The sequence below is a fragment of the Janthinobacterium foliorum genome (assembly GCF_978021625.1).
Window position 1 is genome coordinate 402,037 of sequence record NZ_CDXDQE010000001.1, and the last position, 13,675, is coordinate 415,711.

Sequence of the window (13,675 nt, forward strand, 5' to 3'; positions counted from 1 at the left end):
AGCTAGGCCGCGCTGGCGCGCATTTCGTTGGCGAACAGCGACGCCGCATGCGCCATCGAGCGCGTGGCGCGCGCCAGGAAATGCGCCCAGTGCTGCTGCTCGAGCAGCAGCATCTCGATGCAGAACCACACCTGGCCGCGCACCACGTGGCCCTTCACCAGCTTGATGCGGCGGTTGACTTCATCGAGCGCCACCAGCACGCGCTGCTGCTCCCCGGGCGACTCGATCGGCCACACGTTCGGCAGCAGCAGCTTGCCGAACTGGATGTCGTCGGCATCGAGGCACAGCACATAGCCCATGCCTTCGAAACGGAAGACGATGTCGCCATCGCTGTCGGTGTGCGCCTGGTAGCCTTCCGCGCGCAGGTGCTGCAGCAGGAATTCGCTGGCGGTGGCGGTGGCGGTGGCGGTGGTAGCAGTGGCGGTGGCGAGTGTAGTCATGGTGTATTCCTTCCAGTGAGTGAGATGGCGGCGCGCGTCGTTGGCGCCGCTGCATCCCCACCTCAACGCAGCGTCCCAGCAAAAATACAAAACTATTTTTCTGCCCGTGTGGAGCGTCTGCAACGGGCAGGCGCCGGCACGCCGGGCAGGCGCGCGCCGCCAGGGCGCATGGATGCAGCAGGGATACCGGAATTGATATTGAGATCGCAAAAGAAGTGATTTGTGGGGCAAAGTCATTCCCCATACCATGATTCTTGAGCAAGTTTCAGCTCTGGCGGCGGCTGCCGCAGCGTTCTCAACATAACTAAAATACAGGTGGAGACAAGATGAACCAATGGATAGCAACGGGCACCCCCACGTCCCGGCACAACACACGCTTGACCTTGAAGGCCACGGTGGCCGCATTGGCCGGCGCCGGGCTGCTGAGCAGCGCGTCCGTCTGGGCGCAGCAGGCGCCCGCCGTCGAACCGGCCACGGTGGAAAGCGCGCAAGCCACGCAGGCGCCTGAAGCGCCGTCCGAAGCGACGGCTGACACGCCGGGCATCGCCGTGGTGGCCGTCACGGGCGTGCGCCGCGCGGCGCAAAGCGCGCAGACGATCAAGAAGAACAACGACCAGGTGGTCGACTCCATCGTCGCCGATGAAATCGGCAAGTTCCCCGACAAGAACGTCGCTGAAATCCTCGGCCGCGTGACGGGCGTGCAGGTGCGCCGGGAAGGCGGCGAGGCGGGCGGCGTCATCATCCGCGGCTTGCCCGGCGTGGTGACCTTGCTCAATGGCCGCGAGATGTTCACTTCGGTGGGCCGCAGCCTGTACCTGGCCGACATTCCGACCGCCATGCTGCAGCGCGTGGACGTGTATAAATCGCAGGGTGCCGACATGGTCGAAGGCGGCACGGCCGGCGTGATCGACGTGCGCACCAACCGCCCGTTCGACTTCAAGGGTTTCACGTCGTCGGTGAACACGCGCGTCGAGCACCGCGACAAATCCGGCTCGACCGATCCGAACGTCAGCGGCATGGTCTCGAACCGCTGGAAGACGCAGTACGGCGAAATCGGCGCCCTGGTCGGCCTGTCCTACCAGCGCAGCAAATACTACGACGAGACGATCTGGAACGCCGAACCGGTGGTGCGTCCGGAAGCGGGCAACATCACGGGCCCCGATTCCGTCGGCATGATTCCGACCGTCGGCGACCGCAAGCGCTATGCCGCCAACGCCGCCTTCCAGTGGCGCCCGAACTCGCAGGTGGAAATCTACGCCGAAGGCATGTCCACCCTGATCAAGCATGCGTTCGACAGCCAGTTCTTCGTCGGCGCGCTGCCATGGGGCCAGGACCCGGACATCACCCTGATTCCGGGCACCAACCAGGCGGGCACGGTGGGCAAGATCGACGGCCCATGGTCGCCGTTCACCCTCGGCTCGACCCAGGCGCGGCGCGACCGCTCGATCGGTTCGCAAGGCGCCATCGGCGCGCGCTGGGACGTCACGCCGCAATTGCGCGTGACGACGGAACTGGCGCGCACGGTGAGCAACTTCGAGCGCGAATTCCCCATCCTCGACTTCCTCGCGCATCCGACCAGCGTGATCGGCAGCACGAACGTGAACGGCGGCGCGCAGATCAGCTACCCCGGCTACAACATGGCCGATCCGAAGAACTACACCCTGCTCGGCTTCTACGATAACCACAGCCACGACGAAGGCAGCTCCACCGACTGGCGCGCCGACGCCACCTACGACATGGACAGCACGGGCTTCTTCCGCGAGTTTTCCACGGGTATCCGCATGGCCAAGCGCAAGGCCGAATCGATCCGCGAAAAGAACGTGCAAGGCGGCCTGTCCTCGCCCATCACCGCCGACAGCATTCCCGGCCTGGCGTGCACCTCGCACCAGAACACGGGCAACTTCGGCCTGCAAAGCTGGATCACGCCATGCCGCGACTTCATGCTCAACAACACGGCCATGCTGCGCCAGCTGTTTACGGGCAGCAGCGAACGCAGCCCGGAAGATCCGCTGACGCATTTCCAGGATGTGGAAAAAACCAATGCGATCTACGGCAAGGCGCGCATCGGCTTTGATTTGGGCAAGGTGCCTTTCGATGGCACCCTGGGCGTGCGCGTGGTGCAGACCAAGCAGGACTTGCAGGGCAACTCCTCGCAGAACGGCGTGATCTCGCCCGTGCGCGTGAACACCTCCGACACGGATGTCTTGCCCAGCATGACCCTGAAAGCCATGCTGCGCCAGGACTTGATCGCGCGCATGACGGCGGGCAAGGCGATCCAGCGCGCCAACTTCGCCGACTTCAATCCGGGCGTGACCCTGAGCCAGAGCCTGGACATGGTGCGCCCGACCGGCGGCGGCGGCAACCCCGACCTGAAGCCGGTGGAAGGCAAGAACCTGGACCTGGCCCTGGAATGGTATTTCGCGCAGACGGGTTCCGCCACGGCCACCGTGTTCCGCCACGACTTCAAGAACTACATCCTGTCCGGTTCGGCCAAGGAAACCTACAACGGCATCGAGTACGACGTCACGCGTCCGCGCAACACGTCGAAAGGCTACCTGCAGGGCATGGAGATGGCCTACCAGCAGTTCTACGACAAGCTGCCTGGCTGGCTGGGCGGACTGGGCCTGCAGGCGAACGCCACCTACATGAAGGGCGAACTGGAAGAAATGGATGGCAACTCGCATCCGTTCACGGGCATGTCGAAATGGTCGGCCAACGTCGTCGGCCTGTACGAGCAAGGCCCCTGGTCGGCGCGCCTGGCCTACAGCTGGCGCGACAAGTTCGTCGACGACTACAACTATCGCGGCAAGGGCATCCACCTGACCGTGGCGCCGACCAAGACCCTGGACGCGTCGATCTCGTACAAGATCAACCCGAGCATGACGGTCACGCTGGACGCCAACAACCTGCTCGATTCGACCTACCACGACTATCACGACTCGCCGGAATACGTGCGCGACGTGCGCCGCTATGACAAGGTCGTGGGCTTGTCATTGCGCTGGAGCCTCTGATACGCACCTGACTGCGGGGTCGGACCCGGCGGCTCCGCCCCCCCGGTCTCTTGCCCAAGGTCACAATTACCGCTCTTCGCTGGCTGAACCACTAGATCAGTCAGAACCTCACTTTTTTTCCTTGCGAGGGTTTTCAGCGCCAGCCGGCAACGGTTGGCGTTTTTTTGCCTTGCGGCATCTATTCGCCATTGGAATTGATTTAACGCAAGGTGGCTCCACGGCAGGCTTTTATGCTGTCAGCTCGACTCTCGAACCTGGCGGTATTCCTATGCGCGATGCACGCCCCATCGATGCACAATTATTCCAACCCGACATCCCCGCGCGGCTGGACATGCGCACGGCGGCGCTGGTCGAGCATGCGCTGGCCTTGCAGGAAATGGCCGGCACGGGCGCTGCCGCCCTGTTCCTGCACTGCCACGACGTGCCCCTGGCCATCGCCCTGCGCGTGCTGACCACGGGACCGCGCCGCCAGGCGGCAGGGCCGCACCTGTTTGCCCGCCTGCGTCCGCGCACGGGCGCCCTGGCGCAAGGCTTGCCGCTACCGGCGCGCTGACGAATCCTGTACCATCGCCGCAACCAACTCAACGAGGCACGGCGATGCAGGCAGCGACACCCCACGATCCCCATGCGGCCCTGATCGCCCTGATCAAGGCGCGCTTTAGCGAACTGAGTCCGCAATTCCAGGCTGGCGCGCGCTACCTGGTCGACCACCCGGACGAGGTGGCCGTGTCCTCCATGCGCAGCATCGCCACGCGGGCCCAGGTGCAGTCGGCCGCCCTCGTGCGCCTGGCGCAGCAGCTGGGCTTTGCCGGCTGGCCGGAACTGAAGGCCATTTTTGTCGAGCGCCTGCGCGCGGGACCGGCAGGCTATGCGGCCAAGGCGGGCGCGCTGGCCGGCAAGCAAGGCAATCTGATCACCGACGTCTTCACCGTGCAGCAGCGCAACCTGGCTGCCACGGAAAGCGCCAACCACGCGGCCCTGGACACGGCCGCCAGCCTGCTGCAGGGAGCGCCGCGCGTGCACGTGGCCGGTTTCCGCGCCGCCCACCCCATCGCCTACACCCTGCACTACCTGTACCGCCTGCTGCGCCCCAGCGTGCAGCTGCTGAGCGGCCAGGGCGGCACCCTGGAAATGGACTTGCGCGCCCTGCAAGCGGACGAAGCCGTTGTCGTCGTCAGCTTCGCGCCGTATTCCAGCGAAGCACTGCTGGTGGCGCAGGCGGCGCGCCAGGCCGGCTGCCGGCTGGTGGCCATCAGCGACAGCGCCATGTCGCCGCTGGCCCTGCAGGCGGACGCCAGCATCGTCATCGCCATCGACAGTCCGTCCTTCTTCCCTTCCATCGTGGCCGGCATCGCCGCCGTGGAAAGCCTGGCGGAGCTGCTGGTGGCGCGCGCCGGGCCCGGCGCCGTGCAGGCCCTCGGCGCAGCGGAACAGCAACTCCGGGCGCTGGGCGCTTATGCCAAAACATCAAATGATGTAAATTAATAACAAATACATCGATCGTTGCATTGCGGCGCAGCGCATCCTATAATCGGCCTTCCCTCTTGCCGATATGAAAGCGATGCCATGAGCCATGTCTTCCACCGCAGCCTGACCGCCAACTACCCTGCCGCCGTAGGCGGCGACGGCCCTTACCTGATCGACGCGGAAGGCAAGCGCTACCTGGATGCCTGCGGCGGCGCCGCCGTCTCCTGTCTCGGCCATTCGGATGCGGCCGTGATCGCCGCCGTGCAGCAGCAGATTGCCGCGATGGCCTACGCGCACAGCTCGTTTTTCACCAGCGCGCCGATGGAACAGCTGGCCGACTTCCTCGTCGCCCGCGCGCCCGCCGGCATCGACAGCGTGTATTTCGTCTCGGGCGGTTCGGAAGCGGTGGAAAGCGCCTTGAAAATGGCGCGCCAGTACTTCGTCGAACGGGGCCAGCCGCAGCGCCGCCACGTCATCGCGCGCCGCCAGAGCTATCACGGCAACACCCTCGGTGCCCTGGCCACGGGCGGCAACGCCTGGCGCCGCCAGCAGTTCGAGCCGCTGCTGATCGGCGTCACCCACGTGTCGCCCTGCTACGCCTGGCGCGAGCAGCAGGCGCAGGAAACGGACGCCGACTACGTGGCGCGCCTGGGCCAGGAACTGGAAGACAATATGGCCGCACTGGGCGCGGACAACGTCATGGCCTTCATCGCCGAACCCGTCGTCGGCGCCACGGCCGGCGCCCTGCCCGCAGTAAACGGTTACTTCCGGCACATGCGCGAGATTTGCCAGCGCCACGGCATCCTTTTGATCCTCGACGAAGTCATGTGCGGCATGGGCCGCACGGGCAGCCTGTTCGCCTGCGAACAGGACGGCATCACGGCCGACCTCATCTGCATCGCCAAGGGCCTGGGCGCCGGCTACCAGCCCATCGGCGCCGTGCTGGTGTCGCAGGACATCCGCGACACGATACGCGCCGGCACCGGCTTCTTTCAGCACGGCCACACGTATATCGGCCACGCCACGGCCTGCGCCGCCGCCCTGGCCGTGCAGCGGCAGATCGAGGAGCGCGATCTGCTGGCCAACGTGCGCGCCATGGGCGGCTTGCTGAAAGAGCGGCTGCAGCAGCGTTTCGGCGCGCACCCGCACGTGGGCGACATTCGCGGCCGCGGCCTGTTCCTGGGCCTGGAACTGGTGCAGGAGCGCGCCAGCAAGCAGCCATTCGACCCAGCCCGCCGCCTGCATGCGCGCATCAAGACGCGCGCCATGCAAGCAGGGCTGATGTGCTACCCCATGGGCGGCACCATCGACGGCCTGCATGGCGACCACGTCCTGCTGGCGCCGCCCTACATCATCGATGCCAGCCATGTCGATGAGATCGTCGACAAGCTGGGCACGGCCATCGATGCCAGCGTAGGCTGATCACGCCCGCCTTCCGCTTTCCCCCTCCGAGAAACATCATCCAGGTTGCGCGGCCGGCCTGCGCCCTCGCCGGCACCATCCTGCCGGCGCAAGCGGGTGGCGCCGCGCGACAACAATCCCCATCGGCAAACCGTCACCTGCTTGCCAGCCCTCATGAAAAGACGTCCGGCGGCAACTTTTGTTCATTCCTTGCCAATACTAATTGACTTATTCGAAACAATCGTTTTAAATCAGGAAGTTACTCAAAATCAATCATCCTGCGCACGCGGCCATCGCATTCACCTTTTGCGACGCCCGGTGTCCACGTTGATGCCTCTCAAGTCAAGGTATATGGAACTGCTCGATTCCCTGCGTCCGCCCCCACCGCAAGATGGCACCATCAGCGGGCACTACGAGGTGCGCCGCTTGCTGGGCGAAGGCGGATTCGGCCATGTATTCGAGGCCTGGGATTCCAAGCTGTGCCGCAGCGTGGCGCTCAAGCGCCTGAAGCCGCAAGCCGACGTGCTGCATCCGGAAAAACTCATCAATGAAGCGCGCCTGGCCGCCTCGCTCAGGCATGCCGCCTTTGTGCGCATCTTTGCCATCGAAGGCCAGGGCACGGGCCAATCCATCGTCATGGAACTGGTCGAAGGCCAGACCCTGGGGCAGTTCATGCACGGCGGCAAGGCCGAACTGCAGGACGCGCTCGACATTGCCTACCAGATCGCCGACGCCATGGACGAGGCGCACGCCATGGACCTCGTGCACGGCGACCTGAAACCGTCGAACCTGATGCTGGAGGCGAACGGCAAGGTGCGCATCCTCGACTTCGGCCTGGCGCGCCACATGGACCCGCAAGCGACGCAAACGACCACCCTGTGCGACTTGCAGGGCACCATCGCCTACATGGCGCCCGAGCGCCTGATGGGCCGCCTGCCCGACACGCGCGGCGACGTGTATGCCTTGGGTGCCATGCTGTACGAAATGCTGGCCGGCCAGCGCCACTTCGCCCACCTGAACGGCCTGGCCCTGGCCGCCGCCCACATGCAGGCAACGCAGCCGTGGCCCGACCTGCCGGATACGGTGCCGCCCACCATCAACGCCCTCGTGCGCGCAATGACGGCGCACGACCCGGCCGAACGGCCGCGCACCATGCGCGACGTGCGCGAGGCGATTGACGGGCAGCGCGCAGCGGCGGCGCCTGCCGCTGCACCGGTGGTGCAGGCAGCCCCCGCCAAGCCGCCGGCGTCGATCGCCATTCGGCTACAGGTACCCGTCAAGCGCGCCGTGCTGGCGGCCGGCGTCGTAGTCGTGCTTGGCCTTGGTGCCTGGCAAGGCCCTGCTTTGATAACGTCCTTGCGCGATCGGCACGAGAGCGCTCCATTCTCCGAAATGGCGGCAATGAAAGCAGGCATGGAAGCCCTGCGGGCATTCGACCGAGACAGTAGCCAAAAACTGGCCATCGACCAATTTAACGCCGTGTTACAACATAATCCAGCCAATGCCGCAGCTGCTGCAGGGCTATCACTGGCATCAAGCCTGCGCTATATAGGCGACGGCCGCGACGATACTTGGCTACAACGCGCTGATGTCAGTGCCAAATTGGCCCTGAAGGGAGATGACCAGTTAGCTCTCGCTCACGTGGCGCAAAGCTGGGTATACGAATTCCAGGGTAAAAACGAGGAAGCAATGCGCGAGACCTCCATTGCGCAAAACCTGGAACCGAATAATTTGCTTAGCCTATATGGCAAGATACGGATGCTCATCGTCAGCCACCAGTTTGTATTGGCAAGACAAATACTGGATCAGGCCATGGCCGTTTATCCGCAAGAACATTTGTTCATCAATTTGCTCGGCTATTTGTATTATAAAAAAGATGAGTACGCCAGTGCAGAACAGGCTTTCCGTAACAGCATCCACATGAATCCGCAAGCACCAGTCACCTATGCGTACTTAAATGCTACTCTGTTGCGGCAAAATCGCAGTGACGAGGCACTACAAGTGCTGCAACAAGGACTGCAAATCAATCCGCACTGGGAACTGTACACAAACCTCGGCACATCGCTATTTGCCAAGGGTGATTATCTAGGCGCAGTACAAGCATTTGAGAATGCCGTCTCCGAAAAAAAAGGTGGTCCAGGCAACTATCTGCTATGGGCTAACCTGGCTGACGCGCAACGATGGGTGCCCGCCAAAATGGATGCATCAAAACAGTCCTATCAACGCGCTATCGCCCTGCTACAGCCGTTGGTCCAGAGCAGGCCCGATGAAATAACCATGAACTCACGGCTTGCGCTTTACCTTGCCTATGCGGAACAAAAAGAACAGGCGCTAACCAGAGTGAAGCGTGCGCTCAGCCTGGGGCCAAAGGTAGCAGACGTGCAATTTCGCGCGGCCCTCACGCATGAACTGATTGGCAATCGCAGCGAAGCATTGGCTGCACTACTACAAGCAAGCAAGCTTGGCTACCCCCTCAATTTGATCGAATCGGCACCCGATCTGTTGAACCTGCGGCGCGACGCCCGCTACCAGCAACTTCTCATCAACCTGGAAAGAGACAGTAAAAAATGACGCCTGTAAGCCCTTGGATGAAGTTATCCGTGCATTTTGACGCAGATCAGATCACCAATCAGCTCGACTACAATTTCACCTCCTGCGACGGGACGGCCGATCCGCGCCACGGCCCCTACATGGGCGGCGTACACTTCCAGAAGGGCCAGCACGTCTATCTCGACGTGACATGCTGCGGCTCCAAGGAAAGCGGCTTCACGTCGTTCCAGATCGTCGACTGCTGCATCATCACCGTGCCGCAACTGACGCAGATCGGCCCGAAAGTACCAACCATTTATTCGCCGCCTTCGCCATTTTTGCAGGCCGTGGGCGCTACCTATCATTTGCCGTTGGACTTTGAAATTCAACAACTGCTGGGCGAACCGGATCAGGCGCCCTTGCACCGCATCCGCCAGGAGTGGAAACACAACCTGGACGTCGGCTATGCGGCTGGACGTTGGGAATTATCCTTCGTCATGACCGTACGCATCATGCGTGGCGAAGACGTTCAGCCGGAACTGCGCGTTTTCTCGTTCGACCCTGAAAGCTCCGTCGGCGGCAATACCAGCTGGTAATCTTTGCCCATATCCTGGCGTGGCAGGCTGCTCCTACCACGCCAGAATGCTTACACAGCAGCTGTACGATATGCGCGCATTCAATGAAATCAATTCAGCGGATCACACAGCATCGTTACAGCACATTTACCGCTCCAATCACACGGCACCGCCACCACACACAGATGTCGCCCCGATTCAGCCGCTGACCTGCCATTTGCTTAATTGCTGTTGATACGACAAGACTTGTTCACGAAAGCAAGAGCCTCACCTGAATGACATACGCTTGCGGGTCAACCAAACCACCGCCTGCGTTCCCACCCGCACGCAATACGCCGCCCCGCCCGCCGAAAGCGGTAAAATGACGGCCTTAACCCAAGCGGCGCCCCTTGGCGCGGCCTGGCACGCACACAGCACCACATACAGCCCGGCAGGCATGCGTTTTCCTGCCGCCGGACCAACGACAAAGAACACATGACCACCGTCCCAAAAGAAATCAACGCCGCCGCGGCAAAGAAAAATTCGGCTGAAAAGCTCACGCCCATGATGCAGCAATATATGGGCATCAAGGAAAACCATCCCACGATGCTGGTGTTCTACCGCATGGGCGATTTCTACGAGCTGTTTTTCGAGGATGCGGAAAAAGCCTCGCGCCTGCTGGGCATTACCCTCACGGCGCGCGGCGTGGCCAGTGGCAACCCCATCAAGATGTGCGGCGTGCCGTTCCATTCGCTGGACGGCTACCTGGCCAAGCTGGTCAAGCTGGGCGAGTCGGTGGCCATCTGCGAGCAGATCGGCGACCCCGCCACCAGCAAGGGCCCGGTCGAGCGCAAGGTCATGCGCGTCGTCACGCCGGGCACCCTGACGGATGCGGACTTGCTGCCGGAAAAAGCCGAGCGCCCACTGCTGGCCATGTGCAGCATCACGCAGCGCAAGACGGTGACAACGGGCCTGGCCTGGCTGTCGCTGGCCAGCGGCGCCTTGAAACTGATGGAGTTCTCCGGCGACAGCGGCACCGTGGCCGTGCGATTGCAGCAGGAACTCGAGCGCATCGTGCCGGCCGAAATCCTCAGCGGCGACAATGGCAGCCTGTTCGACGATTATGCGGGCACGCACATCAACCGCGTGCCGGACTGGCATTTCGACGTCGTCGGCGGCCACAAGGCCCTGCTCGATCAACTGGGCGTGGCGACCTTGACGGGCTTTGGCGCCGATGGCCTGGGCGCCGCGTTCGGCGCGGCCGGCGCGCTGCTGCGCTATGCGCAATCGACGCAGGGGCGCGGCTTGCAGCACGTGCGCTCGCTGACGACGGAAACGGAAAGCGAATTCATCGGCCTGGACGCGGCCACGCGGCGCAACCTGGAACTGACGGAAACCATCCGCGGCCAGGAATCGCCTACCTTGTTCTCGCTGCTGGACCATTGCCGCACCGCCATGGGTTCGCGCATGCTGCGCCACTGGCTGCACCATGCGCGGCGCGACCAGAAGGTGGCCCGCGCGCGCCATGAAGCCATCGCCGCGCTGGCGCAAAGCGACGCGGCGGGACCATTGGCCGCCACCCTGGCGCAAGTGCCCGACATCGAACGCATCACCACGCGCATCGCCCTGCTGTCGGCCCGGCCGCGCGACCTGGCCGCCCTGCGCGACGGCTTGCGGCAACTGCCGGCCCTGCGCGGCGACGTCGTGCGCTGTTATGGCCATGGCCAGGGCGGCGAAACGGGCTTGCTGGCCGCCATCCATACTGCCCTGGCGACGCCGACGGCCTGCCTGGACTTGCTGGTGCGCGCCGTGGCTCAGGAACCGGCCGCCATGGTGCGCGACGGCGGCGTGTTTGCCACCGGCTTCGACGCCGAACTGGACGAATTGCGCGCCCTGTCGGAAAACGCGGGCCAGTTCCTGCTCGACCTGGAAACGCGCGAACGGGCGCGCACGGGCATCGCCAACCTGCGCGTCGAATACAACAAGGTGCATGGCTTCTACATCGAAGTCACGCATGGCCAGACGGACAAGGTGCCGGACGACTATCGCCGCCGCCAGACCCTGAAAAACGCCGAGCGCTACATCACGCCGGAACTGAAGGTGTTCGAGGACAAGGCCCTGTCCGCGCAGGACAAGGCGCTGGTGCGCGAAAAGCTGCTGTACGACCTGCTGCTGGCCGAGCTGGCGCCGCACATCGGCACCCTGCAGACGATCTCGCAAGGCCTGGCCCAGCTCGATACCCTGAATGCGCTGACGGAACACGCGCAGCAGCACAACTGGGCCGCGCCGCAGCTGGTCGACGAGCCGTGCATCAACATCGTCGAAGGCCGCCACCCGGTGGTGGAAAAGCAGATCGAACGCTTCATCGCCAACGACTGCCGCTTCGTCAACGACCGCCGCTTGCTGCTGATCACCGGCCCGAACATGGGCGGTAAATCGACCTTCATGCGCCAAGTGGCCCTGATTACCCTGCTGGCCTACGTGGGCAGCTATGTGCCGGCCGCTTCCGCGACGATCGGTCCCATCGACCGCATCTTCACGCGCATCGGCGCCACCGACGACCTGGCGGGCGGACGCTCGACCTTCATGGTGGAAATGACGGAATCGGCGGCCATCCTGAACGGCGCCACCGAGCACTCGCTGGTGCTGATGGATGAAGTGGGCCGCGGCACCTCGACCTTCGACGGCCTGGCCCTGGCATGGGCCATCGCGCGCCACCTGATCGACAGCAGCCGCAGTTTCACCCTGTTCGCCACGCATTACTTTGAACTCACGCAATTGCCTGACAGCCACCCAAGCGCCGCCAACGTGCACCTGTCGGCCGTCGAGCACAAGGACAGCATCGTCTTCCTGCACGCCGTGCAGGCCGGTCCCGCCTCGCAAAGCTACGGCTTGCAGGTGGCGCAGCTGGCCGGCGTGCCGCAGCCCGTGATCAAGGCCGCCCGCAAGCATCTGGCGCGCCTCGAAGCGCAGGCGCTCGACGCCACGCCGCAGCGCGACCTGTTCGCCGCACCATCGAGCGATCCGTATGCGCAGGAGGAGGAAGACGAACCGGCGGCGCCGCTGGCCGCGCTGAATGAAGCGCAGCAAGCCTTGCTTGACGCGATCGCCGACCTCGATCCCGACGCGCTCACGCCACGCGATGCCCTGGAACAGTTGTATCAGCTGAAACGGCTGGCTGCCGCATGACGGCCCGGCGCAGCACCCTGCGCCTGCTGGCGGCCGGCCTGCTGGCCGCCAGCCTGCCATGGCAAATGGCGCTGGCCGCGCCAGGCGACCAGGCCGGCTTCGAGTTTGCCGTGCTGGGCCACTCCTTCAAGGCGGGCCCCGACGATGCGCCCTTGAAAAAAGCCATCGCCGAGACGAGCGCCTTCAATGCCGCTTTCGTCGTGGCAACGGGCATCAAGGCGGCCAGCGAATCGTGCAGCGACAAGCTGTACAGCCAGCGCAAGGACTTGCTCAATGCCAGCGCGCCGCCGCTGGTCGTTTCGCTGTCGGCCAGCGACTGGGCGTATTGCCGTAATTCGCGCGGCAGGGTCAACGCCATCGAACGCCTGAACCGCTTGCGCGACGTGTATTTTGCCGACGACCAGAGCCTGGGCCAGCGCAAGCTGACCTTGTCGCGTTTGTCGTCGACGGCGAAATTTCGCAGCTATGCGGAAAATTCCCACTGGGAATACGGCGGCGTGCTGTTTGCTACCGTCAACCTGCCCGCGAATAACAACCATTTCCTACCGGAAGCGGGCCGCAACAGCGAGTTCGAAGACCGCCTGGTGGCCAACCGTTCGTGGCTGCAGCGATTGTTCGCCATGGCCCAGCGCAAGCAGCTTGACGGCATCGTGCTGTTCTCCGATGGCGACGTGGGCGTGCTGGACGAAGACGACCATTCTCTGCTGCCCAACTTCAGTTCCAGCTCGAAACAGGATGGCTTTGCCGGGCCGCGCAAGCAGATCCGTACCCTGGCAAAGAAATTCAGCGGCAAGGTCTTATTGGTCGATACGGGCGGCACGGTCGAGGAAGCCAAGGGCAGGAAAACCGCCGCCAGGAGCGAGGGGCCGACAATCCGCTGGAAAGGCAACCTGGGCCACGTCAGCATCGACAACGACTGGTCCGCCATCGCCGTGCGCCCCGGAAAGACGCCGCTATTTGAGGTGCGTCAACGGGCCAGCCGGCCATCGGCGCAAGCCAGGACCAGGGCCCCGACGGGGCGATGAATGCAAACAGGCCGGCAATATGCCGGCCTGCTTCAATCCAACAGACGTCACGACGCCTG

General features: G+C 63.8%; 9 protein-coding genes. 8 read left to right on the forward strand and 1 reads right to left on the reverse strand.

The window, feature by feature from the left end; translation table 11 throughout:
- Window positions 1–2: 2 nt before the first annotated feature.
- Complete coding sequence (locus ACZ92H_RS01815; RefSeq protein WP_465048216.1) at window positions 3–440, reverse strand: hypothetical protein; 438 nt, start codon at window positions 438–440, stop codon at window positions 3–5.
- A 326-nt stretch (window positions 441–766) separates the two neighbouring features.
- Here ACZ92H_RS01815 and ACZ92H_RS01820 point away from each other — a divergent pair, with 326 nt between their 5' ends.
- The 8 genes from ACZ92H_RS01820 (at window position 767) to ACZ92H_RS01855 (ending at window position 13,616) form a co-directional block, all read left to right on the forward strand.
- Window positions 767–3,451: a TonB-dependent receptor gene (locus ACZ92H_RS01820; RefSeq protein ID WP_465048215.1), complete on the forward strand. Its 2,685-nt coding sequence runs from the start codon at window positions 767–769 to the stop codon at window positions 3,449–3,451.
- A gap of 268 nt (window positions 3,452–3,719) precedes the next feature.
- Window positions 3,720–4,004, forward strand: coding sequence for a hypothetical protein (locus tag ACZ92H_RS01825; RefSeq protein WP_131371075.1), 285 nt, complete (start codon window positions 3,720–3,722; stop codon window positions 4,002–4,004).
- A gap of 44 nt (window positions 4,005–4,048) precedes the next feature.
- Window positions 4,049–4,936 (forward strand): MurR/RpiR family transcriptional regulator, encoded by an 888-nt coding sequence (locus tag ACZ92H_RS01830; protein WP_465048213.1) that lies wholly within the window; start codon window positions 4,049–4,051, stop codon window positions 4,934–4,936.
- Window positions 4,937–5,017: 81 nt separating this feature from the next.
- Window positions 5,018–6,340 carry an aspartate aminotransferase family protein gene (locus tag ACZ92H_RS01835; RefSeq protein ID WP_465048212.1) on the forward strand — a complete coding sequence of 441 codons (1,323 nt, stop codon included), beginning with the start codon at window positions 5,018–5,020 and terminating at the stop codon, window positions 6,338–6,340.
- Between the two features lie 330 nt (window positions 6,341–6,670).
- Complete coding sequence (locus ACZ92H_RS01840; RefSeq protein ID WP_465048211.1) at window positions 6,671–8,890, forward strand: protein kinase domain-containing protein; 2,220 nt, start codon at window positions 6,671–6,673, stop codon at window positions 8,888–8,890.
- Window positions 8,891–8,919: 29 nt separating this feature from the next.
- Window positions 8,920–9,444: a hypothetical protein gene (locus ACZ92H_RS01845; protein ID WP_131371088.1), complete on the forward strand. Its 525-nt coding sequence runs from the start codon at window positions 8,920–8,922 to the stop codon at window positions 9,442–9,444.
- A 453-nt stretch (window positions 9,445–9,897) separates the two neighbouring features.
- Window positions 9,898–12,591: a DNA mismatch repair protein MutS gene (mutS, locus tag ACZ92H_RS01850; RefSeq protein ID WP_465048210.1), complete on the forward strand. Its 2,694-nt coding sequence runs from the start codon at window positions 9,898–9,900 to the stop codon at window positions 12,589–12,591.
- Complete coding sequence (locus ACZ92H_RS01855; protein WP_465048209.1) at window positions 12,588–13,616, forward strand: hypothetical protein; 1,029 nt, start codon at window positions 12,588–12,590, stop codon at window positions 13,614–13,616. Before mutS ends, ACZ92H_RS01855 begins: the two co-directional genes overlap by 4 nt.
- The last annotated feature ends 59 nt before the right edge of the window (window positions 13,617–13,675 follow it).